The organism is Lachnospiraceae bacterium JLR.KK002 (assembly GCA_036941025.1).
In the GTDB taxonomy this organism is placed as follows: domain Bacteria; phylum Bacillota; class Clostridia; order Lachnospirales; family Lachnospiraceae; genus Petralouisia.
On record JAYMNP010000001.1, the window covers coordinates 515,277 to 538,728 of the forward strand.

Genomic DNA, 23,452 nt, shown 5'->3' on the forward strand with positions numbered 1-23,452 from the left:
AAAATATGCAGAATAACTGCAAGAAAAACGGTTTGATTTTATCAAAATCCTTGCAGGTATTATACCATAAAATGCGGTAAAAGTCGGTAAAATCAAGTGTTTTAAACCTAATCAGCAGACACTAATTAAAATGATTGCAGATAAGGATTCCCTGAAACTTCTGGGCGTACAGGTAATCGGCGCAGGAGCAGTGGATAAGGTAGTGGATATTGCAGTTACAGGTATTATGCTGAAAGGAACCCTTACCGACCTGGCAGATATGGATCTGGCTTATGCACCGCCTTTTTCCACAGCCATTCACCCCTTCGAGCATACGCTGAATGTTCTGATGAACAAAATCAACGGTAAATTCGAGACATTTACCCCGGCGGAATATGCGGCAGGGGCGGCAGAAGGCTATAAGGTAGTGGACGCCTGCCTGGCGCCGTCCATTGAGGGAGCGCCTTATGTGGAGCTGACCACAGTGGAAGGGCCTGTAGAAGGTCTGGAGCCGGATGATAAGATACTGCTGGTATGTAATAAAGGCAAGAGAGCTTACCTGCTCCAGAACCGGTTGAAATTCTACGGCTATAAGAATACAAAGGTGCTGGAAGGCGGTATTACATTTAATGATGTGGAAGCATAAAAAACAGAAAAAGGAGATTGAGAGACATGGGATGCACAATTAAACCGGAAGAAATCAAAAGAGTAAAAGGACTCGGATTTCTGAACAACAAAGGAACAGATTTATTTAACGGACGTGTGATTACCGTAAATGGTAAAATCACAGCAGAACAGACCAAAGTGATTGCAGAGGCAGCAGAGAAGTTCGGAAACGGCGATGTGGAATTTACCACACGTCTTACCGTTGAGGTACGGGGAATTCATTTTGACAATATTGAGCCGTTCCGTGAGTACATTGCAAAGGCTGGCCTTGAAACCGGCGGTACCGGTTCGCTGGTTCGTCCGGTAGTATCCTGCAAGGGAACCACCTGCCAGTACGGACTGTATGATACCTTTGATTTATCTCAGAAAATCCATGAGCGTTTCTACAAGGGATATCATACCGTGAAGCTGCCGCATAAATTTAAAATTGCAACAGGCGGCTGCCCCAACAACTGTGTAAAACCTGACCTGAATGATCTGGGTATTGTGGGCCAGCTTATTCCGAACGTGGACGAAGATATGTGCAACGGCTGCAAGAAATGCCAGGTGGAAACTGCCTGTCCCATGGGCGCGGCAAAAGTGGAAGACGGTGAACTTGCCATTGACAAAGATACCTGCAACAACTGCGGACGTTGTATCGAGCAGTGTCCGTTTGATGTGATTGAAGAGGGAACACCGGGATATAAGATTTACATAGGCGGAAGATGGGGCAAGAAAGTTGCTCACGGACAGCCTTTATCCAAAATTTTCACCACGGAAGAAGAACTTCTGGATACCGTGGAAAAAGCAATTCTGTTCTTCCGTGAACAGGGCAAGACGGGAGAGCGTTTCGCAGATACCATTGCGAGAATCGGATTTGAGGAAGTGGAAAAACAGCTTATGGCAAATGATATTTTAGAAAGAAAACAGGAAATACTGGATGCACAGCTTCATCTGGCAGGAGGAGCAACCTGTTAATTTGGGAGGAATTTGAGAGATGGGTTCAAAGAAAAAATATGGCGCCATCATACTGTGCCTGGTGATTGGATATCTGGCGACAAAATCTACAGATTTGCAGTCTTCCGTATTCGGGCGCGTGGTTATGGGCGGACCGATGGTTGCATTATTAGTTTCCATGATTATCTGCAACATTATCCCTTCTGTGGATAAGGATTTTAAAGAAGGAACTACCTACTGCAGCAAACAGTTTCTGAACTGGGGTATTATCATGACCGGCGGAACACTGAGCTTTGCTGACATTATGGGAACCGGCGTAAGGGCATTGCCTTTAATCCTGTTCAACATCTGTCTGTCCTTTGCAGTTGCAATGCTGGTGGGCAGAAAAATCGGAGTTACAAAGAATACTTCTGTTCTGGTAGGCGGCGGAACCTGTATCTGCGGCGGAACTGCAATTGCTACTTTAAGCCGTATTATCAAGGCAACAGATGCGGAAATCGCATTTGGTATGGCGGCAATCTTCCTGTTTGATACAATTTCAGCATTCTCCTATCCGTATATTGCACCGGCAATCGGATTTACCGAGAATCAGTTTGCATTTGTGGCAGGAACAGCTATCAATGATACATCTTCTGTGGCCGGAGCTCAGGCAACTTACCAGGCCATGATTGGCAATCCGGAATTCAGCGGAGCTCTGAATGTAAAACTGGTGCGTACCACCATGCTGATTTTTGTGGCTATCGTATGGACTGTTCTGATGGCAAGAGACGCTAAGAAGAATGGTGAAGCAGGAAGCAACGACAGCATTCTGGCAGTAGTAAAGAAAACATTCCCCATGTTCATTCTCTGGTTTGTGGTAATGGCAGGCCTGAATACATATGGTGTATTCAGCGATGTGGGAAGTAATCTGCTGAAAGTGGTAAGTAAATTCCTGTTTGCTTCCGCACTGGCGGGCGTAGGATTTAAGATTAAGTTTAAGGATGTATTTTCCAAAGGCCTCAAGCCCATTGCTCTGGGGGGAATTACCTGGGCATGTGTGGCCGCATCTTCCTATATCTTTGCATTCCTTTTCGCAGGGTATATTGGCTAGAGACGCCGGAGGAATAATTTATCTTCCTATATGACGAAAAATATGTTATGCTGAATAAGCATAAGCGGGGCTGCCGGATGTGCAGCCTCGTTTTTTATCTTATAGGAAAGACAGGAAAGACCTTGTCACGCTAAAGCGTGAAAGTGTCTTCCTATAAGATAAAAATTAATATGCACAGCTCGCGGAGAGGAAATTTATTGCCAGGCAATCCGCTCGCGCGCGAAGAATGCGCAGGCGCATTCTTTTTCTATAAAACGCCACAAGGAGATGAAGGAAACCATGCAGTTTGGTTTTTTGGGGATAAACTATAAGAAAGCCGGACTTGACGTCCGGGATAAGACCTCTTTCACAGATGCCATGAAGCTGGAATTTTTCCAGAAAGGGGAAAAGGCAGGGGTGGAACAGTGTATGGTGCTTTCCACCTGTAACAGAAGCGAGGTCTATTATCTGTATGAGACAGAGGAGCAGCAGAGGCAGATACAGGAAATATATGAATCCATGTTTCCGGATGTGGATTTGAAAGAATATCTGATGAAGCTGTCCGGGAAGGAAGCCATGGGCTATCTGTTCCGGATTGCCGCAGGCATGGAATCCCTGGTGCTGGGGGAAGACCAGATTCTGGGGCAGGTAAAAGAGGCGCTGGATTATTCCAGAACCATGGGTTACAGCGGAAAGGAACTGAATAAAGTGGTGCGGGACGCCATCACCTGCGCAAAGCAGATTAAAACGGAATGGAAGGTCAGCGAAAAGCCTTTGTCTGTCAGTTATATCGGTGTGCGGAAGCTGCAGGAGGACTACGGTATCGGGGGGAAACGGATTCTGGTCATCGGCAGCGGGAAAACAGCGTCTCTTGCATTGAAATACATATATGAATATCAGGGAATCCAGGTCATTGCCTGCAGCAGGAATTATTCCCATGCGAAAAAGCTCCGGGAGGAATTTCCCCGGCTGGAGGTAATTCCTTACGAAGACTGGAGGCAGGCTGTCAGACAGTGTGAAATTGTGGTCAGCGCCACATCTTCGCCCCATCTGATTATACGGAAAGAGGATTTCTCTCCCGCGGGGCCTCTGGCTTTCCTGGATCTGGCGGCTCCCAGAGATATCGACACCGCCTTTGCAAAAGAACCCCAGGTGACCTTAATCAATCTGGATACGCTGCAGGAAATTGCGTCCCGGAATCAGAAAGAGAGGGAGCAGTTGCTGAAGGAGAGCGGGAAACTGGTGGATAGTAAGCTGCAGGAGACGGTGGAGTGGTTTTTCCAGAGCCGTATGGATTCCACCATAGAATCCCTGCAGCAGCGGTGCAGCGAGATTGTGACAGACGGCTACGATTACCTGAACCGGAAAATGGAACTTACCCCAAGGGAACAGAAACTTCTGAAAAAGGTACTGAACGCCTCTTTGCAACGTCTTTTGCGGGAACCTATACGGGAATTGAAAAAGCTGGATTCCGAAGAGGAACAGGAAGCATATAAGAAGCTGGTGGGACAGCTTTTTCAGATATAACAGAATGGGAGAAAAAATATGAAATATATGATTGGTACAAGAGGTTCCAGACTGGCCCTTACCCAGGCGGAATATGTATGTGAAAGACTGAGAGAGTTTTACCCCCAGGAGGAATTTGAAATTCAGATTATTAAGACCAGGGGAGATCTGGTTCTGGATAAACCTCTTCACGAGATTGGAGACAGGGGGGTATTTGTAAGGGAAATTGAAGAAAAACTCCTCTCCGGTGAAATTCAGCTCGGCGTGCACAGTATGAAAGATATGCCGGCCCGCCCCGCGCCCGGTCTGGTATTTACCAGAGCCTGGAAACGGGAAGACCCCAGAGATGTGCTGATTCTGCGTGAAAAAAACTCTCTGGCGGAGCTGCCCCAGGGAGCAGTGATTGGAACAGGCAGCAAACGAAGGGAGTTTCAGCTAAAACGCCTGCGGCCGGATTTGAATATCGTGGGAATCCGCGGGAATGTGGATACCCGGCTCCGGAAAATGGAGGAGGAAAAGCTGGACGGTATTGTTCTGGCAGCCGCCGGACTTCACCGGATGCATATGCAGGATAAAATTACACAGTATCTGGATTTGGAGGAAATGATTCCGGCTCCCGCGCAGGGAATCCTTGCACTGGAAATCCGGGAGGGGGAGGAAAGGCTGCGGGATATGCTGGACGCCCTCAGTGATGACGATACTGCCGCCGCAGCGGCAGGAGAGCGCAGTTTTCTGCAGGAAATGGGCGCGAGCTGCCATCTTCCGGTGGGAGCTGTTCTGGAGAAGGACGGAGAAGAAACCTTTTGTCTCAGAGCCATGTTCGGAAATGAGACAGGGAGCCGTCAGGCTTACGCGTCAGTATCCGGCAGGGAACCGGAGGAGCTGGCACGTGAAGCAGCCAGGGAAATCCGCAGCCAGCTTGCAGGAACGGTTGTTCTGGTGGGAGCCGGCCCCGGAGATCCGGGCCTGATTACGGTAAAGGGACTGAAAGAAATCCGGGAAGCCGACTGTATTGTCTATGACCGGCTGGCTGCTCCGGAACTTCTGGAGGAAGCAAAGCCCGGCTGCGAAAAGATTTATGTGGGAAAAGCCAGCAGCAACCACACCATGAAACAGGGAGAAATTAACCGTCTGCTGGTACAGAAAAGCATGGAATACGGGAAAACCGTCCGGCTGAAAGGCGGAGATGTGTATGTGTTTGGCCGGGGCGGAGAGGAAGGCATGTATCTGAGAGAACATGGAGTGAATTTTCAGGTGGTGCCGGGAATCAGTTCCTGTATTGCAGGGCCGGCTTACGCCGGAATTCCCATTACCCATCGCGGAAAAGCGCTGGGGTTCCATGTGGTGACTGCTCATGACCGGAACGACGAGCTGGCGGACATCAATTTCCAGGCCATGGCAGACAGTAAGGAAACCTGTGTGTTCCTGATGGGACTGAGCAAAGTGGGAGAAATTGCCGACAGGTTAAGGGAGGCCGGAATGGCAGGCACCGCAGAGATTGCTGTGATTTCCCAGGCCACCACGCCGGAGCAGAAAACATGTGTTTCCGATTTGGAGCATATTGCGGAGAAAGTGGATCAGGAAGGCCTGATTTCTCCTGCGTTGATTGTGGTGGGAGAAGTGGTTTCCCTGCGGGAAGAACTGAATTTCATGGAAAACCGTCCACTGTTCGGAAAGCGGTATCTGATTCCGAAAATCGGAGAAAAACCCACCCGGCTGAAAGAACTGCTGCAAAGCCAGGGAGCTGTTGTGGATGAAGTGCAGGTGGGAGTGATTGAGCGGGTGAAACAGATTCCGATATCGGAAGAACTGAAAGAGGGAGACTGGCTGCTGTTTACCAGTAAAAACGGTGTGGAAGCATTTTTCGGGAATTTCCGGGAACAGGGGCTGGATATGAGAAGGCTGGCAGGCTGTAAGGTGGCGGCTATCGGCAAAAAAACAGCGGAACTGCTGGGTTCTTACGGAATTTATCCGGATCTGGTACCGGAAGCATTTCACAGTGACGCCCTTGCAGATACCCTGCGAAGCCGTCTGAGCGGAACGGAATGCGTCTGGTATCTGAAAGGCGGCAATGCGGACAGCCATCTGAAAGAAGCTCTGGCGGACTGCTGCCGGTTTGAGGAAGTGGTGGTGTATGAGAACCGCTCCGTAACGCCGGAACCGGGGCTGCTGCAGTCTGTGGCAGCCTGCGACGGAGTGGCATTTACCTGTGCTTCTTCCGCGGAACGGTTTATGAATGCTGTGGGGAAAGACTGGGGCTCCTGCGGTGTGTACAGTATCGGCCCCAAAACTACGGCCTTTTTGAAATCAAAGGGTGTGGAACAGGTGCTGGAAGCAGAACAGTCTACTTATGAAGGATTAACAGAGCGTATATGCAGACTCCATATGAAGAATCATCCGCAGTTCAATAAGTAGTATATAGACAGAGAATGGAAACAGCAGAGAGGACAGGAATATGAGAAAAGCAGTGTTTTTTGATATCGACGGAACCATCTGGGATGAGAAACAGCGCATACCGGACAGCACAAGAGAGGCATTTCGGCTTATGAAAGAGCAGGGCCATTATCTGTTTATCAGCAGCGGCAGAACCAGGATTTTCATTCCTGACGAGCCCCTGATGCCTCTGGGATTTGACGGAATACTGGCAGGCTGCGGTACTTATGGGGAGTTTCAGGGAGAAGAAAAATTCTATTACAGAATCCCGCTGGAAAAGATTCAGCATATCAATGAATTTCTGCGGCAGATGGAAGCAGCTTACGTTCTGGAAGGGCGCCATCTGATTTATCTGGATACGGAGCGGTTCCCGGAGGATTCCCCCTTTCCAAAAGGGCTGCGGGGGACGCTGGGAGAAAAGATGGTGCGGGTGACCGGAAATGAAGCCAGCCTGGAAGTGAGCAAATTCTGCGTGAATTATTTAAAGGAGCGGGAACGCCAGAAAGAGCTGGAACAGGAAATCGGAAAAGATTATACCATTATCCACCGGGGCGGAGATTTTATGGAAATTGTGCCGAAAGGGTACAATAAAGCCACGGGAATCCGGGAAATCTGCGAGATTCTGGATGTCGCCCATGAAAATACCTACTCCTTCGGAGACAGCACCAACGATTTGGATATGCTGGAATATACCGCCCATTCCATCGCCATGGGAGATGGAATGCAGCAGGCAAAAGACGCGGCGGAATATGTGACCGCAGCCCTCCGGGAAGACGGAATTTACCAGGGCTGCAAACATTACGGGCTGATATAACATCAGCCCGCTTTTCTCTTATAGGAAATACCATGTTACTATGAAGCGTTAAAGTTAATGGATTTCCTATAAGAGAAAACAATTATGCGCGGCTCGCGGAGAGGAAATCTATTGCTGAGCAGTCCGCCTGCGCACTCGCATGAATGGAATAATGTCGCTGAAGCGACCAGGCTCGGCGCGTCAAAGTGTGCAATCCCCTCAAGATTGAGGGGCAGGGGAGTTGAAGTGGGTTTGCCACATTGTTCTCTGATTGCTCTTTTTATCTTTATTTCACATGTGACATTCTTCCTGTATTATTCCCAAATAATAAAAAAATGATACTTTTGACCTGAAAATCCTATAAGTGGGTAATCCAATTATCGTGAATATATACAAAAGAAATCCGATAAATTTGAATAAATTGCCGGAAATATAAAAAGTACTTGATGTTTCAGAATCAGGTGCTATAATATACTTAATAATTGGATTACCCAATAAAAGGAAAAATGTAAGAATATCGGAATATTTAACTGTATTCTACATAAAAAAGAGAAAAATAACAATATTGGATTATCCAATTTAAAGGGAGGAGGAATACTATGCTGTTATTGGAATTTGTACTTGCGATGCTGCCGATTATCTGGCTGATTGCGGCACTCAGCGGCCTGAAAATGGCCGGGCATAAGGCCTGTGTCATTGCACTTTTTATTACGGCAGCTCTGGCGGCGGGATATTGGGGGTTAAGTATCCTGTGTATTTCAACAGCAGCTCTGGAAGGCGTTCTGAATGCGTTATGGCCTATCTGTCTGGTGATTGTGGCAGCTTTGTTTACTTATAATCTGACGTTGAAGACCGGGGCTATGGAGTCTGTCAAGAGAATGCTGGCGGGTGTTTCCAGAGACAGGCGTGTTCTGGCTTTGATTATCGGATGGGGGTTTGGCAATTTCATGGAAGGAATGGCCGGATTCGGAACAGCAGTTGCAATTCCCGCGTCCATGCTGACAGCCATCGGCCTTGATCCCATGAGCGCAGTTCTGAGCTGCCTGGTGGTAAATTCCACCCCTACCGCATTCGGCTCCGTAGGAGTTCCCACGGTGACGCTGGCAACGGTAACGGGCACGGATTTGCTTTCACTGGCAGGCAGCATTGTAAATATACAGTTTATTCTGACTTTTATATCTCCGTTTTTGATGGTCTGCATTTGCGGAAAAGGGATAAAGGCGTTAAAGGGTATGATTCCCACTACGCTGGTTGCGGCCTTATCCTTTACCGTACCATGGTTTTTAACCGCACATTTTATCGGGCCGGAACTTCCTGATATTATCGGCTCCATCTGCTCCATGGGATGTATCATCGGAGCAGCCAGAATTTTTAACCGGGAGCCGGAGGAAGCATACGCCATTCAGATTTCCGAAACAGCAGGGGAGAAAACTTCCATGGGAGTGGCGGAAGGGCTGAAAGCCTGGAGTTCCTTTCTTCTGATTTTCCTGTTTCTGATGGTAACTTCCACCTTATGTCCGCCTGTACATAATGCCATTGCCGGAATTAAGAGCACCCTTGTGGTGTATGCCGGGGAAGGCGGGAATGCCCTCAGCTTCAGCTGGATTAACACACCTGGGGTTATGATATTCCTGGCAGCCATCATCGGAGGGGCCATACAGGGAGCCGGTGCGAAAGATATAGCGGATGTTTTTCTGGAAACGCTGAAAAAATACTGGAAGACCATACTTACCATCTGTGCTGTAATGGCCACTGCGAAAATTATGAGTTACAGCGGAATGATTTCTGATATAGCGAAATTTTTAGTAGCTGTTACCGGTTCTTTCTATCCGCTGATAGCACCGCTGATTGGAGCGCTGGGCGCATTTGTAACAGGTTCCGGAACTTCCACCTGCGTGCTGTTCGGCGGGCTCCAGAGCGAGACAGCCGCAGCCCTTGATTTGAATCCCACCTGGATGGCGGCGGCGAATGTGATGGGAGCCGGAATCGGCAAGATGATATGTCCCCAGGGAATTGCCATCGGTGCGGGAGCCATCGGGCAGCCAGGCTCGGAAAGTAAGATTTTAAGTAAAGTTTTTAAATATTTTATATTGTTTGTAGTTCTGGCAGGCATCATCTGTTATGCCGGGTCCCTGATGGGATTTTAATGGAACTTTGATGGAAAAGAAAGCAAACAGGTTTCTGAATACAGCAGGAAAAATAAATGTTCAAGGAGGTAGCAACATGTACAACAAACTGACACCTGAAATTGTGGAGCAGCTGAAAGCAGTCACGGATTATGTTTTCCAGGGAGAAGACATCAATCCGGATTATGCGAAAGATGAGATGCCGATTTACGGAACTCATATGCCGGATGTGGCAGTTCAGCCCCGTTCCACGGAAGAAGTAGCAGGAATTATGAAAATCTGTTATGAGAACAACATCCCTGTAACGCCCAGAGGAGCAGGTACCGGACTTGCAGGAGGAGCGGTGCCTCTGTATGGAGGCGTGCTCATGGACATTTCCAAAATGAATAAGATTAAATCTTATGACATGGAGAATTTTGTGGTGGAAATCGAAGCAGGGGTACTGTTAAACGACCTTGCGGAAGACTGCCAGAGCCAGGGAATGCTGTATCCCCCGGACCCCGGAGAGAAATTTGCATGTGTGGGCGGAAATGTGGCAACCAATGCGGGAGGTATGCGTGCGGTGAAATACGGAGCAACCCGTGATTATGTGCGGGCTATGACCGTTGTACTTCCCACAGGTGAAATTACCCGTCTGGGAGCAACCGTATCCAAAACATCTTCCGGATACTCTCTGCTGAATCTGATGATTGGCTCCGAAGGAACCCTTGGCATTATTACGGAACTGACCTTAAAGATTATACCTGCGCCGAAGGCGGCGGCTTCCCTGATTATCCCATTTGAAGACCTGCATTCTGCCCTTGCAACGGTTCCGAAATTTAAGATGGCCCATATGGACCCGCAGGCCATTGAGTTTATGGAGCGTGAAATTGTGCTGGCTTCCGAGCGTTATATTGGAAAATCCGTATTTCCCCAGGAGCTGGACGGAACGGAAATCGGCGCATACCTGCTGGTGACACTGGATGGAAATTCAGAGGAAGAAGTGGACGCGCTGGTAGAGCAGGCCGCAGAGCTGGTACTGGAAGAGGGAGCCATCGACGTGCTGGTGGCAGATACTCCATCCAAGATGAAAGACGCATGGGCTGCACGTTCTTCTTTCCTGGAAGCAATTATGGAAGAAACAAAGCTGCTGGATGAGTGCGACGTGGTGGTTCCGGTAAACAAAATTGCCGATTACCTGGAATTTGTCAATAAAACAGGGAAAGACTGCGGACTGACCATTAAGTCTTTTGGTCATGCAGGAGACGGAAACCTTCATATTTATCAGTGCTCCAATGATTTGGAGGAAGAGGAATTCAAGAGCCGGGTAGATAAATTCTTTGACATTATATATAAGGAAGCAACAGACTGCGGCGGACTTGTTTCCGGTGAGCACGGGATTGGCTCCGGTAAGGTAAAATATCTGGTAGATTCCGTTGGAGAGACCAACATGGGAATTATGGAAGGCATCAAACGTGTATTCGACCCGAAAATGATTCTGAATCCGGGCAAAGTTTGTTACAGATTATAATTCAGATGTTTAAAATGAGGAGGAAGCATTATGAATATTTGTGTTTGCATGAAACAGGTACCTGATACGAATGAAATCAAGGTAGATCCTGAAACTCACACCCTGGTCCGCAAAGGCGTTCCCAGCATTGTGAATCCCTTTGATACCTACGCCCAGGAAGTTGGCGTGAGACTGAAAGAACAGCTGGGCGGAAAACTGATTGTGATTTCCATGGGGCCGGAACAGGCCAAAGAAGCCATCAAATCCTGCCTTGCAGTAGGAGCGGACAACGGATATCTGATTTCCAGCAGGAATTTCGGCGGTTCCGATACCCTTGCCACCAGTTATATCCTTTCTGAGGCTATTAAGGCAGTAGAAGAAAAAGAAGGGCTGAAATTCGATTTAATCCTCTGCGGAAAACAGGCAACAGACGGAGATACCGCTCAGGTAGGGCCTGAGATTGCAGAACATCTGGATTTGCCTCAGATTACATATGCGCTGGATATTGTGGAAAAGGACGGAGAAATTCAGGTAAAGCGGGAATATGACGCAGGTTATGACATGATTTCCACCAGACTTCCGGCAGTGGTAACGGTTGTAAAACTGCCCTACGAGCCCCGTTATCCTACCATTAAGAGCAAAATGGCTGCCAAGAAAAAAGAAATTCCGGTACTGACCGAAGAAGATATCCCATCCATCAAACTGGAGCTGTGCGGATTAAACGGCTCTCCCACGAGGGTGAAGAAGACCTATACGCCGGTAAGAGAAAAATCAGGCGTGAAGCTGGCAGGCATGGAAGCAGCAGATGCGGCAAATGAAGTAGTGAAGTTGCTGGAAGAAGCAAAACTTTTATAAGGAGGGGCCGGATATGAGCAATCTGAATGATTATAAAAATATATGGGTGTTCATCGAAACAGAATGCGGAAAGGCAAAAAATGTGGGCTATGAACTTTTGAATGTGGCAAAACCGCTGGCAGACCAGAAAGGATGTCCGCTGGTGGCAGTCGTTATCGGCAAAGATATTGAAGGTGTGGCAAAAGACGCCATCTGCTACGGAGCAGATTCCGCCATTATCGTAGACGGACCGGAATATGAATACTACACCACAGACGCTTTTACGAAAGCAATGGTTACGTTAGTGGAAAAATATAAACCGGAAACATTGATGATCGGCGCAACCAACAATGGCCGGGATATGGGCCCAAGAGTGTCCTGCCGCCTGCAGACAGGTCTGACTGCAGACTGTACCGGTATTGACATTGACGAGGAAACGGGAAATATTGCCTGGACCCGTCCCACCTTCGGCGGTAACCTGATGGCAACAATTATGTGTCCGGAACATCGCCCCCAGATGGGAACGGTAAGGCCCGGCGTATTCAAAAAAGGCGCATATGAGGAAGGACGCACCGGAGAGATTATAAAAGAAGATATTCATGTGGCTCCGGAAGAAATCCGTACCACTCTGGTAGAACGTGTCAGTGAAATTGCAGAAGCTGTGAATCTGGAAGAAGCTGAGATTATCGTATCCGGCGGCCGGGGCGTTGGCTCTGCAGAAAACTTCGGACTGCTGGAGGATCTGGCGGCAGAACTGGGCGCAACCCTTGGCTGCAGCAGAGCAGTGGTAGACGCAGGCTGGATGCCCCATGCCCATCAGGTAGGGCAGTCCGGTAAGACGGTGGCTCCGAAGCTCTATTTTGCAATCGGTATTTCCGGAGCAATCCAGCATCTGGCAGGCATTTCCGGTTCCGATACGGTGATTGCCGTAAATAAAGACGAAGACGCACCGATTTTTGACGTGGCAGATTATGGAATCGTTGGAAATCTGAATGAAGTTGTGCCGGCGCTGACAGCGGCATTTAAAGCGCGGAAAGCATAAATTGAGGAACATATAAAAGGTGTGTCTGAGATATTTTGATACACAGGATAAGAAAAATGAGGAGGAAATGTTATGGATTTTAAAAGAGATGAATTACACCAGGATATTCTGGACATGGTACATGAGTTTGCAGTAAACGAAGTAAAGCCTCTGGCGGCAGAAATAGATAAGACAGAAGAATTTCCCATGGAAAATGTGAAGAAAATGGCAGAAATGGGACTTCTGGGCATTCCCTTTCCGGAAGAATATGGCGGAGCCGGCATGGATACGCTGGCATACATCCAGACCGTGGAAGAACTGAGCAAATACTGCGGTACCACAGGAGTTATTGTATCGGCCCATACATCCCTCTGCTGTACGCCCATTTACCAGTTCGGAACCGAGGAACAGAAGCAGAAATATCTGCCGAAATTATGCTCCGGCGAATGGATTGGCGCATTTGCACTGACAGAGGCAAACGCAGGAACAGACGCCTCCGGACAGAAAACGGTTGCTGTGGACAAAGGCGACCACTGGGTGCTGAATGGCTCCAAAATTTTCATAACAAATGCAGGGGTGGCAGACGTATTTTTCGTGCTTGCCATGACAGATAAATCACAGGGTACCAAAGGGATTTCCGCATTTATCGTAGAAAAGGGATTTCCGGGATTTTCCATCGGGAAACTGGAAGACAAGATGGGAATTCGTGCATCTTCCACCTGTGAGCTGATTTTTGAAGACTGTATCGTTCCAAAAGAAAACCTTGTGGGAGAATTGGGCAAAGGCTTTAAGTACGCCATGATGACACTGGACGGCGGACGTGTGGGTATTGCGGCTCAGGCCCTTGGCATTGCAGAAGGAGCCATTGAGGAGACCGTAAAATATGTACAGGAGCGTACCCAGTTTGGCCGACGTATTTCCCAGTTCCAGAATACCCAGTTTGAGCTGGCACAGATGCAGGCCAACACAGAGGCTGCAAAACTCCTGGTATATCAGGCGGCATGTGCCAAAGATGACCATGAGCCATTCTCTCATAAAGCGGCTATGGCAAAACTGGTGGCTTCCAGAAATGCTTCCGACGTAACTCGCCGCTGCCTGCAGCTTTACGGAGGATATGGATATACAAAAGATTACCCCATTGAGCGTATGATGCGTGACGCCAAAATTACAGAGATTTACGAAGGTACATCCGAAGTACAGATGATGGTAATTTCCGGTTGGATGGGTGTGAAATAGAGGTGAACTTTATGGATATGAAACTTCCGTTTTCCAGAGAGGGCATGATGCTTCATCTGGATGATAATTTAGATTATGAGGTTCTGGAATCTTCCATTGCATCCATGCCGGCGGCAGATAAGACAGAGGATGAAATCGTTCTGGAAGCCATGGAGCATCCCATCGGCTCCCCGAAGCTCTCCGAGCTTTCCAGGGATAAACAGAAGGTAGTTATCATCTGCTCAGACCATACCAGACCGGTACCAAGCAAACATATTATACCCTTTATGCTGAAGGAAATCCGGGAAGGGAATCCCGGTGCGGACGTTACGTTGCTGATTGCAACAGGGTTCCACCGGGCTACCACCAGAGAAGAACTGGTGGGCAAATTCGGTCAGGAAATTGTGGAGCAGGAGAACATTGTCATCCACGACAGCCAGAATATGGATGATATGGTAAATCTGGGCACACTGCCTTCCGGGGCTCCTCTGCTGATTAACAGGATAGCCGCAGAAGCTGATTTGCTGGTAAGCGAGGGATTTATTGAAACCCACTTTTTTGCAGGATTTTCCGGCGGACGCAAAAGCGTTCTGCCCGGTGTATCCAGTGCGGTAACAGTTCTCGGAAACCACTGTTCCGCATTTATAGATTCTCCGTACAGCCGCACAGGCGTACTGGAAAACAATCCCATTCACAGGGATATGGTTGCCGCCAGTAAAATGGCGGACCAGAAGTACATTGTCAACGTCATCATTGACGCAGACAAAAGAGTTGTACATGCGGTGGCCGGTGATGCAGTCGAGGCACATGCAGCCGGCTGCCGGTTCCTCCGTCAGTATTGCCAGGTAACCCCTGAGAAAGCCGCAGATATTGCCATTTCCACAAACGGCGGTTATCCGCTGGACCAGAACATGTATCAGTCTGTAAAAGGAATGACAGCCGCAGAAGCGGCTTCTGAAGAAGACGGTATTATTATTATGGTATCCAACTGCGGAGACGGTCACGGCGGGGAGGGATTTTATCAGGCGCTGAAAAACTGTGAAAGTCCCGAAAGCCTTATGAAAGAAATCCGGAAGGTTCCCCAGGATGAGACAAAACCGGATCAGTGGGAATATCAGATTCAGAGCCGGATTTTAATCCATCACAGGGTTATTTATGTGATGTGCGAACAATACCGGGCCATGGCAGAGGAAATGGGCTTTGAGACAGCTTCCGATGTGAATGAGGCTCTGGCAAAAGCTCTGGAAGCAAAAGGAAAAGATGCCCACATTGCGGTGATTCCGGACGGAGTGTCCGTAATGGTAAAGATGTAACGTGTCAGAGGTGATAATTTGCCGAGAGGCGGATTGTCTGTACATAATACATACAACATATTCACTTTGGACCCGGCGGGTCGGCGGTAAGCTGACCTGCCGGGTTCATTGTTCTGCAGGAAAGACCGTTTTGCTGTAAAATTTTAAATCTTTATCTGACATTTCTTTTGCGTGCTTTTCAGTCGAAAAATTCCATCTGCAGGGTCTGACGGAACGCAGGCAGGAATATAAATTAGCAGAGGAGGAATGAATAGAGGAGGAAAACGGACATGACCATAAACAGAGATTATATTTCCGCACAAAACACCTATGAAAATGAAAATCATCCAAAATATATTGTAATTCATGAAACAGATAATTACGCCAGAGGGGCGGATGCCCGCCGCCATGCTTTCGCCCAGTCGGCCGGGCATTTAAGTACGTCCGTCCACTATTACGCAGGCTCAGACGGAGTCTGTCAGGCTGCAGAGCATAAGGACGGCACCTTTTCCATAGGAGTGGAATACAATACCGTCCATGGGGTGAAAGACGCGGACAACAGGAATACCATCAATATTGAAATCTGTGTAAACAGCGACGGAGATTATGAGAAAGCCCGTGCAAATGCCATTGAACTGGTGAAGGAGCTGATGAAGACTGCTGACATTCCGGCAGAGAGAGTGATTCGGCATTTTGATGCCAGAGGGAAATACTGTCCCAGGAAAATGATGGACAGTCCAGAGTTGTGGAGAGATTTTCAGAAACAGATTGGGCAGGAGGAGCCGGACACCGGGGCAGGACCGTTTCAGGGAGAATCCAGGCCCATGGAAGAATGGTACCGGGTGGGTTCCGGCTGGAAAGACGGTATCTGCCAGAATCAGACGGGGGCTTATCACAACAGGGAATTTGCCATGAAAGACTGCGGGCCCGGACAGTATGTCTATGACGGACAGGGGAACGTAATCTATACCGGCGGCCGGAAAGAACAGGACTATGTCTATACGCAGAAACAGTTTATTCTGGATGTACAGAAAATCACCGGTTCTGCTCCGGATGGTATCGCCGGGGATGAAACCATTGGCAATACTCCCACAGTTTCCAGAAATGACAATAAATATCATCCGGTGGTAACTCCTCTGGAACGGAGGATGAAGGCTCTGGATTATTATTACGGAGCTATCGAGGAGGATAACGGAAAACGTCCTCAGTTTGGGAAGGGAATGGAGGAAGCGGTAAATACCTACCAGAAGAAAGTTCTGGGGTATAAATATCCGGATGGGGAGATTACCGGGGAGAAAAAGACCTGGGAGTCTCTGCTGGGGATGCTGTAGCTGATTTGTCACAGTCCGCAGGGAGTCTGTGGACTGCAAGGCTGATTTCCGACAAATTGTACCATAAAAAGTGCAAATTATACCATAAATATCTTTTTTTGTAATATAATGTAATATAATCTTATTTATAAAAAATGTAAATAATAAAAATAATGTAAACAGTAAAAAATAGTGAAAACAGGAAAATAAAACATGGGAGGAGTACTGTCTGTGTATCTGATAGCCCTTTGTGATGACGAAACAGAAGAATTAAATAAGACGGAGCAAATGCTGTATGACTATAAGAAAAAGCATCCGGGAATGGATTTCAGGGCGGAACGCTTTAAAAGTGCATATGAACTGCTCTGTAAAGTCAGAGAAGGGAATTATATTCCGGATCTGCTGCTGATGGATATATATATGCCGGAGAAGCCGGGGATTGAAGCAGCCAGAGAACTGCGTGACATGGGAAATGGAAGCAGAATTGTGTTTCTTACCACTTCCAGAGAACATGCCCTTGAGGCATTCGGCGTGAACGCGGCTCAGTATCTGGTGAAACCTGTCACAGAGGAGATGCTGTTTCCGATTCTGGACGGGGTTTTCAGAGAGGTGGAAGAGGATCGGAAGAAATATCTGGTTCTGCGGATTGAGGGGAGAATGCAGCGTGTGGCTTTGCATGATATTGTGTACTGCGAGGCCCAGCGGAAAAATCAGTGTCTGCATCTTGCAGATGACAGTCAGCATCTGCTGCGTATGACGCTGACGGAAATTTATGATATGCTTGCCGGATATCAGGAATTTGTAAGGGTGGGGGTTGCCTATGTTATGAATCTGGAGTATATTGATAATCTGAATGCCCAGGAAATCTGTCTGAATAGCGGTAAGAAGATTCACCTGCCGCGCGGAGCATACAAAACCTTAAAAGAACAGTATTTCGGATATTATTGCGGAGGAGAGGAAATAAAATTTGATGAATTGCAGGCCAGTGACCATGAGAACGCCGTAGTTTTCTGACGGTGGAGAATATGGGGCCGGTGAAATACGGAATCAGAAAGAGCATATCAGCAACGGCACAGGATAATCGGAAAGGGTCCTGTGCTGTTTTGCCGTGCGGAAAAGTCATTTTCCAAAAATGATACGACACAATTCGACAAAATATATAGCGCTATAATCGGTATGATAATAATGTTATGGTAAAAAAGCACTAATTTGACAAGGTTCGTGTTAAAATGATAATACCAGGATTTCTTTGTCGAAAATCAGAGAAATCTTTTTATTGAAGGAATATTTATTTGAGGATATAATACAAATAGTTGCCTTTTATGAGGGATTATTATGAAAACCAACAGGAGGATTTAGCGTGGAAAAATTAAATGTGGCAATTGCAGATGACAATGAGAGAATGCTGAGGGAATTGGGAGACATCGTAAAAAGCGACGAAGAACTTCAGGTAGTAGGAACAGCGAAAGATGGAGAAGAAGCATACGAAATGATAAAAAAGAAGGAACCGGACGTGGTATTGCTTGACATTGTTATGCCTAAACTGGACGGACTGACTGTGATGGACAAAATCAGAAGCGATAAAAATATCAAAAAACATCCGGCGTTTATTATAATAACCGCAATCGGACAGGAAAAAATCACAGAGGACGCATTTTCTCTGGGAGCGGATTACTATATTATGAAGCCTTTTGACAACGAAGTAGTGCTGAACCGTATCAAGCATGTGCGGAATTCGGAACTGCGCAGGGGAACAGAGGTACGAAAGGTCAATGCCTATGAGAAGAAGCAGGATCTGGAGGAACGGAATCTGGAAAGCGATGTGACAAACATTATCCATGAAATCGGCGTACCTGCCCATATCAAAGGATATCAGTATCTGCGGGAGGCCATTATCATGTCGGTGCGGGATATGGAAATGCTGAATTCCATTACCAAAATCCTGTATCCTGGAATTGCAAAGAAGTATCAGACCACGCCAAGCCGGGTGGAACGGGCCATCCGCCATGCCATTGAGGTTGCATGGAGCAGAGGAAAAATGGATACCATTGACGAATTATTCGGCTATACCATTCACAATGGGAAAGGAAAACCTACAAATTCTGAATTTATAGCTTTAATTGCGGACAAAATTCGGTTAGAATATAAGTTAAGAGAATAAGTAGGAGGTTTTTACATGAAGAAGATACTCTTTGCAGCATCCGAGGGGAATCCTTTTGTCAAGACCGGAGGTCTGGCAGATGTGGTGGGGGCTTTGCCGAAATATCTGGATAAGGAAACCTTTGACGTAAGGATTATTCTGCCGAAATATCTGTGTATTTCAGAAGAACATCGGCAGAATATGAAATACGTGACCGAGTTCCATGCAGATATGCCGAGAGAACAGGAATACATAGGAATTTATGAAGCCAGCGTGGAAGGTGTTCACTATTATTTTATAGATAATGAGCATTATTTTGCAGGAAACGGTCCTTATAACCAGATTTTTGAAGATGTGAATAAATTCGCATTTTTCTGCCGGGCAGTGCTGGCCAGCCTGCCGGAACTGGGTTTCTGCCCGGATATCATACACTGCCATGACTGGCAGACAGCGCTGATTCCGGTATTTCTGGATGCATTTTACCGGGAAAACGCCTTCTATCAGAATATCCGCACAGTCCTTACCATTCATAATCAGAAATTTCAGGGCCGGTGGCGGATAGACGATATTGAAAACTGCCGGGATCTGCCTTCCCATTACCGTTACGGAGCCATGGAGGCCTATGGGGAAACGAATTTTCTGAAAGCGGGAATCCTTCACGCAAACCGGGTCAATGCGGTCAGTGAGACATATGCCAGAGAGATTCAGGGACAGCAGGGCGGTGAAGGGCTGGACGGTGTAATGAGGGAGATTTCCGGCAAGCTCTCCGGTATTGTAAACGGGATTGACAATGAGGAGTATGACCCCAGGACGGATTCCAGGCTGAAGGCAAACTTCGACGTGAAGACGATTGCCAGGAAGAAGCAGAATAAAGAAGCGTTGCAGGCCGCTCTGGGCCTTCGGAAAGACAGTTCCGCCATGGTAATCGGCATGGTGTCCCGGCTGACTCAGCAGAAAGGATTTGATCTGGTACGGGCAGTGCTGGAGGAAATGATGAATACCCTGAATGTACAGGTGGCGGTGCTGGGTACGGGGGAAGAACAGTTTCAGAATTTCTTCCGTCATTTCGACTGGAAGTATCCGGACCGGGTGTCTGCCACCATAGGCTACAGCGAAGAAAAGGCCCATCTGATTTACGGCGGCGCAGATGCGTTCCTCATGCCTTCTCAGTTTGAGCCATGCGGCCTGAGCCAGTTAATCAGTATGCGCTACGGTACCATTCCCATTGTCCGGGAGACAGGGGGATTAAAGGATACGGTAGAGCCTTACAATGAAATCTGGCATACGGGAAACGGGTTCAGCTTTGCCAATTATAATGCTTCGGAAATGCTGATGATTGTACGGTATGCCTGTGATGTGTTCTGCAACCATCCCAAAGACTGGAAAGCTATGATGAAGCGGTGCATGAATGAGGATAATTCCTGGAAAAAATCTGCCGGAAAATATGAGAAGCTGTATCTGGAACTGGTGTGACATTTTCTGCGGGAGCTGCCCACAGCCGAAACCGGCGGGCGCTCCCGTCGTTATATTATGCGGAAAATGCAGACAGAAATCAGCATATGGAGAGCTGGCAGGAATTTCTGTCATAGAAGTAAACGCAGTCGGAAAGAATTTCTTCCGGGGAGACTTCAGCCAGGTTGATTTCCCTCACAATCCGGGGCAGTTCTCCGGGATTGCCTGCGCGGGAAGCAGGAATGGCAATTACTTCATGGACACTGCTGGGAAGTATATAGAGGCTGTCGTTCAACTGGCCGGATACCTGTTTCAGCGTATCCTGATAGAGGATACAGCAGGCGCCGTTCAGCCGCAGACGGTTGGTGAGCACATACATGGGAACAATTTCGGAAGACAGAGTTTCTCTGGCAGACTGCTGTTCTTCTTCCGGGAGTACGTCAAGGGAGGGAAAGATAAGGTCTGCCAGGGAATCCCAGCGGAACGGGAGCAGAAGAGGCGTATTCTGCCGGGCCAGAGAGAACAGCGTATCTCCGGAAATATTCCAGTATGCCAGATGCTCGTTGAAAATGGGAATGGACGCATGTTTTCCAGGCCCTTCCTGTATCAGACAATAAAATACAACGGCGAGGTCCATCCAGGGAAAATGGGGAATTTCTTTCAGAAGTTCCCTGTTTTTTTCGTAATTTATCAGTTTACAGGCAATGCGGGAACGAATATTCTCAAAACAGGTGAAAAAGGAAGTGTCCACGGTTCTGACATTGCAGTGTTCATGGTAATAGTGCAGTATACGGGCCTTAAGGACGGAAAAGGAAGTTCCGTTCTGATAGCTTTCATAATAATGGTTCAGATAAATAGCAGGGGAAACATTACTGCCCGGCTCCAGAATGGTGAGTCCGTCCAGCAGAATATGATTGTTATGGGAAAAAGGGCGGATGGAAACAGAAGTGCCCGCGGGAAACAGCTCTTCCAGACTGGCGACGAGCTGCTGCTTAAACTGTTCGTATGTCATAATACCTCCTGTGCTGTGCTGGCAGCCTGGAAGATTATGGTCCACACAGATTCCGTGTGGGCTTAACTGTACCACGAAAACCGGAAAAATGCAAGAGTAAATTTGGGGAAATTCTAAATTTTTTGTTGACAAATGACAATTGACTGGCAAAGTATATTGGAAAACGACTCGTACTGGCAATTGTTACGATTTTCATTGTCAGCGCCATTACATTTTTTGTAATGAATGCGATTCCGGGCGGGCCCTTTAACAAGGAGAAGGCTACCAGCGCGGAGGCCCAGAAAGTTCTGGAGAAACGGTATAATCTGGATAAACCACTGGGAGAGCAGTATGTAATCTATCTGAATAACCTGCTGCATGGAGACTGGGGAATTTCTTTACATAACGGACGTGATATCTGGAAGGAAATTACAGGGCGTTTCCAGGTGTCGGCAAAGCTGGGGGGAATGGCAGCGGCAGTTGCCATTGTAATCGGACTGGTGCTGGGCAGCATTGCAGCCCTTACCCGGAACCGGTTTCCGGATCGTCTGATTATCTTTTTTACAACTCTGGGAACAGCAATGCCCTCTTTTGTGCTGGCTACGCTGCTTCTGCTGGTATTCTGTCTGAAGCTGGGATGGTTTCCGGTGTGGTCTTCCGGCAATCCCAATTATGTTCTGCCGATTATCGCCCTTAGCGTATATCCCATGGCATATATTACACGTCTGACCAAAACAAGTATGCTGGATGCTCTGAATCAGGATTATGTCCGTACAGCAAAGGCAAAGGGCGTTCCGGGCTGGAAGGTGATTTTCAAACATGCCCTCCGCAATGCTCTGGTTCCGGTAGTGACCTACGTGAGTCCCATGGTTGCCTATATTCTGATCGGTTCCATGGTGGTGGAGAATATTTTTACCATCGGAGGACTGGGTTCTACTTTTGTAACCAGTATCGTAAACCGTGATTATACCATGATTATGGCTGTAACGCTGTTTCTTGCCATATTGATGGTAATTGCAAATCTGCTGACGGATATCGCATATAAGATGATAGATCCGAGAATCACGTTTGAATAGAGAAGGACAGAAAGGATGGAAACCATGGTGGAGAATCAGGAACTGAAAAAGAGGCAGCTCTTTTCCGCACAGGTGGATTTGAGCAAATTTAAAGATAAAGATTTTGAACAGGCAACGGAGGAGGAGAAGAAACAGCAGGATGTTATGGGAGAGTCCACCACCTTTTTCAAAGACGGTATGAGACGTCTCAGGAAAAGTCCTCTGGCTATGGGCAGTATTGTGGTACTGGCGCTGATTCTTGCTCTTATCATTATCGCGCCCATGATTGTGCCTTACAAATATTCACAGATTATATCGGTAAACGGAGTGCGTGACAAAACGGCGGCGAATATGGGGCCTTTTGAATATTCCAAACTGGAGACAAAGTACATGGAGGAAACCGGAGAAAAGCTGTTTCCTCGTATTTTCGGTACGGACAGCCTGAGCAGGGATTACTTTATCCGTGTGATTTACGGAACAAGGGTAAGCCTGTCCGTGGGAGTTGTGGCTTCCATTATGGTATTGATTATCGGTCTTTTGTACGGCTCTATTGCCGGCTATTTCGGAGGAACGCTGGATTTGATTATGATGCGTATTGTGGACGTCATCTATTCTCTGCCGGATATGCTGATTATTATTCTGTTGTCCGTGGTGCTGAATGAGACCTTGAAATCTGTGCTGGAAGGCACTGTGCTGCAGGCGCTGGGAACCAATATGATTTCGATTTTTATTGTGTTCGGCCTGCTGTACTGGGTAAGCATGGCAAGGCTGATTCGCGGACAGATTCTTACGATTAAGAACAATGAGTATGTGCTGGCGGCCCGCTGTATCGGTACAAAAAACGGCAGGATTCTCAGAAAGCATATTCTGCCCAACTGTCTGTCGGTCATTATTATTACCACAACCCTGCAGGTGCCGAGCGCAATTTTTACAGAGAGTTATCTGAGTTTCCTTGGGCTGGGTGTTTCGGACCCTCTGACTTCTCTGGGAAGTCTGGCCAACGACGCCAGAGCAGGTATGCAGTCCTATCCTCTGCGCCTGGTGATTCCGGCCATTGCAATCTGCCTGATTGTGCTGGCGCTTAATTTGCTGGGGGACGGCCTGCGGGATACATTTGATTCGAAACTGAAGTAAGGAGATAAGCA

At 47.6% G+C, this 23,452-nt stretch carries 19 protein-coding genes; 18 read left to right on the forward strand and 1 reads right to left on the reverse strand.

The features are described from left to right. Window positions 1–130 precede the first annotated feature (130 nt). From VSQ32_02505 to glgA, 16 genes are all read left to right on the forward strand, one after another. Complete coding sequence (locus VSQ32_02505) at window positions 131–625, forward strand: rhodanese-like domain-containing protein (GenBank protein ID MEH2941749.1); 495 nt, start codon at window positions 131–133, stop codon at window positions 623–625. Between the two features lie 26 nt (window positions 626–651). After that, the gene (locus tag VSQ32_02510) at window positions 652–1,602 is read left to right on the forward strand and encodes a 4Fe-4S dicluster domain-containing protein (GenBank protein MEH2941750.1); all 951 of its coding nucleotides are present in this window, start codon (window positions 652–654) and stop codon (window positions 1,600–1,602) included. Window positions 1,603–1,621: 19 nt separating this feature from the next. Continuing rightward, window positions 1,622–2,671, forward strand: coding sequence for a putative sulfate exporter family transporter (locus VSQ32_02515; GenBank protein ID MEH2941751.1), 1,050 nt, complete (start codon window positions 1,622–1,624; stop codon window positions 2,669–2,671). A 279-nt stretch (window positions 2,672–2,950) separates the two neighbouring features. Then, the gene (gene hemA, locus VSQ32_02520; protein ID MEH2941752.1) at window positions 2,951–4,177 is read left to right on the forward strand and encodes a glutamyl-tRNA reductase; all 1,227 of its coding nucleotides are present in this window, start codon (window positions 2,951–2,953) and stop codon (window positions 4,175–4,177) included. A gap of 18 nt (window positions 4,178–4,195) precedes the next feature. Next, complete coding sequence (hemC, locus tag VSQ32_02525; protein MEH2941753.1) at window positions 4,196–6,571, forward strand: hydroxymethylbilane synthase; 2,376 nt, start codon at window positions 4,196–4,198, stop codon at window positions 6,569–6,571. Window positions 6,572–6,611: 40 nt separating this feature from the next. Then, a complete protein-coding gene (locus VSQ32_02530; protein ID MEH2941754.1) occupies window positions 6,612–7,403 on the forward strand; it encodes a Cof-type HAD-IIB family hydrolase in 792 nt (263 codons plus the stop codon). A 578-nt stretch (window positions 7,404–7,981) separates the two neighbouring features. Next, window positions 7,982–9,529: an L-lactate permease gene (locus VSQ32_02535; GenBank protein ID MEH2941755.1), complete on the forward strand. Its 1,548-nt coding sequence runs from the start codon at window positions 7,982–7,984 to the stop codon at window positions 9,527–9,529. 76 nt (window positions 9,530–9,605) lie between these two features. After that, the gene (locus tag VSQ32_02540) at window positions 9,606–11,018 is read left to right on the forward strand and encodes an FAD-binding oxidoreductase (GenBank protein ID MEH2941756.1); all 1,413 of its coding nucleotides are present in this window, start codon (window positions 9,606–9,608) and stop codon (window positions 11,016–11,018) included. 30 nt (window positions 11,019–11,048) lie between these two features. Next, the gene (locus VSQ32_02545; protein ID MEH2941757.1) at window positions 11,049–11,852 is read left to right on the forward strand and encodes an electron transfer flavoprotein subunit beta/FixA family protein; all 804 of its coding nucleotides are present in this window, start codon (window positions 11,049–11,051) and stop codon (window positions 11,850–11,852) included. A gap of 13 nt (window positions 11,853–11,865) precedes the next feature. After that, window positions 11,866–12,873: an electron transfer flavoprotein subunit alpha/FixB family protein gene (locus tag VSQ32_02550; protein MEH2941758.1), complete on the forward strand. Its 1,008-nt coding sequence runs from the start codon at window positions 11,866–11,868 to the stop codon at window positions 12,871–12,873. 72 nt (window positions 12,874–12,945) lie between these two features. Continuing rightward, on the forward strand, window positions 12,946–14,088 hold the full coding sequence (locus VSQ32_02555; protein MEH2941759.1) for an acyl-CoA dehydrogenase: 1,143 nt from the start codon (window positions 12,946–12,948) through the stop codon (window positions 14,086–14,088). Between the two features lie 11 nt (window positions 14,089–14,099). After that, on the forward strand, window positions 14,100–15,380 hold the full coding sequence (gene larA, locus VSQ32_02560; GenBank protein MEH2941760.1) for a nickel-dependent lactate racemase: 1,281 nt from the start codon (window positions 14,100–14,102) through the stop codon (window positions 15,378–15,380). Window positions 15,381–15,649: 269 nt separating this feature from the next. Then, window positions 15,650–16,690, forward strand: a complete 1,041-nt coding sequence (locus tag VSQ32_02565) for an N-acetylmuramoyl-L-alanine amidase (protein MEH2941761.1) — start codon at window positions 15,650–15,652, stop codon at window positions 16,688–16,690. A 192-nt stretch (window positions 16,691–16,882) separates the two neighbouring features. Then, window positions 16,883–17,683 carry a LytTR family DNA-binding domain-containing protein gene (locus VSQ32_02570; GenBank protein MEH2941762.1) on the forward strand — a complete coding sequence of 267 codons (801 nt, stop codon included), beginning with the start codon at window positions 16,883–16,885 and terminating at the stop codon, window positions 17,681–17,683. A gap of 346 nt (window positions 17,684–18,029) precedes the next feature. Then, window positions 18,030–18,830: a sporulation transcription factor Spo0A gene (gene spo0A, locus VSQ32_02575; GenBank protein MEH2941763.1), complete on the forward strand. Its 801-nt coding sequence runs from the start codon at window positions 18,030–18,032 to the stop codon at window positions 18,828–18,830. A gap of 15 nt (window positions 18,831–18,845) precedes the next feature. Further along, window positions 18,846–20,282: a glycogen synthase GlgA gene (gene glgA, locus VSQ32_02580; protein MEH2941764.1), complete on the forward strand. Its 1,437-nt coding sequence runs from the start codon at window positions 18,846–18,848 to the stop codon at window positions 20,280–20,282. 79 nt (window positions 20,283–20,361) lie between these two features. Here the strand turns inward: glgA and VSQ32_02585 are convergent, their stop codons facing one another. Next, window positions 20,362–21,273: a DUF5688 family protein gene (locus VSQ32_02585; protein ID MEH2941765.1), complete on the reverse strand. Its 912-nt coding sequence runs from the start codon at window positions 21,271–21,273 to the stop codon at window positions 20,362–20,364. Window positions 21,274–21,416: 143 nt separating this feature from the next. Here VSQ32_02585 and VSQ32_02590 point away from each other — a divergent pair, with 143 nt between their 5' ends. After that, window positions 21,417–22,328 carry an ABC transporter permease gene (locus VSQ32_02590; protein ID MEH2941766.1) on the forward strand — a complete coding sequence of 304 codons (912 nt, stop codon included), beginning with the start codon at window positions 21,417–21,419 and terminating at the stop codon, window positions 22,326–22,328. A 15-nt stretch (window positions 22,329–22,343) separates the two neighbouring features. Further along, a complete protein-coding gene (locus VSQ32_02595; GenBank protein MEH2941767.1) occupies window positions 22,344–23,441 on the forward strand; it encodes an ABC transporter permease in 1,098 nt (365 codons plus the stop codon). Window positions 23,442–23,452 lie beyond the last annotated feature (11 nt).

Coding starts and splice junctions, on each gene's coding strand:
- VSQ32_02535 (MEH2941755.1), top strand. CDS start 7,982: ATGCTGTTATTGGAATTTGTACTTGCGATGCTGCCGATTATCTGGCTG.
- hemC (MEH2941753.1), top strand. CDS start 4,196: ATGAAATATATGATTGGTACAAGAGGTTCCAGACTGGCCCTTACCCAG.
- VSQ32_02510 (MEH2941750.1), top strand. CDS start 652: ATGGGATGCACAATTAAACCGGAAGAAATCAAAAGAGTAAAAGGACTC.
- VSQ32_02570 (MEH2941762.1), top strand. CDS start 16,883: ATGGGAGGAGTACTGTCTGTGTATCTGATAGCCCTTTGTGATGACGAA.
- larA (MEH2941760.1), top strand. CDS start 14,100: ATGGATATGAAACTTCCGTTTTCCAGAGAGGGCATGATGCTTCATCTG.
- VSQ32_02585 (MEH2941765.1), bottom strand. CDS start 21,273: ATGACATACGAACAGTTTAAGCAGCAGCTCGTCGCCAGTCTGGAAGAG.
- VSQ32_02595 (MEH2941767.1), top strand. CDS start 22,344: ATGGAAACCATGGTGGAGAATCAGGAACTGAAAAAGAGGCAGCTCTTT.
- VSQ32_02555 (MEH2941759.1), top strand. CDS start 12,946: ATGGATTTTAAAAGAGATGAATTACACCAGGATATTCTGGACATGGTA.
- VSQ32_02505 (MEH2941749.1), top strand. CDS start 131: ATGATTGCAGATAAGGATTCCCTGAAACTTCTGGGCGTACAGGTAATC.
- VSQ32_02550 (MEH2941758.1), top strand. CDS start 11,866: ATGAGCAATCTGAATGATTATAAAAATATATGGGTGTTCATCGAAACA.
- VSQ32_02530 (MEH2941754.1), top strand. CDS start 6,612: ATGAGAAAAGCAGTGTTTTTTGATATCGACGGAACCATCTGGGATGAG.
- VSQ32_02540 (MEH2941756.1), top strand. CDS start 9,606: ATGTACAACAAACTGACACCTGAAATTGTGGAGCAGCTGAAAGCAGTC.
- glgA (MEH2941764.1), top strand. CDS start 18,846: ATGAAGAAGATACTCTTTGCAGCATCCGAGGGGAATCCTTTTGTCAAG.
- hemA (MEH2941752.1), top strand. CDS start 2,951: ATGCAGTTTGGTTTTTTGGGGATAAACTATAAGAAAGCCGGACTTGAC.
- VSQ32_02515 (MEH2941751.1), top strand. CDS start 1,622: ATGGGTTCAAAGAAAAAATATGGCGCCATCATACTGTGCCTGGTGATT.
- VSQ32_02565 (MEH2941761.1), top strand. CDS start 15,650: ATGACCATAAACAGAGATTATATTTCCGCACAAAACACCTATGAAAAT.
- VSQ32_02545 (MEH2941757.1), top strand. CDS start 11,049: ATGAATATTTGTGTTTGCATGAAACAGGTACCTGATACGAATGAAATC.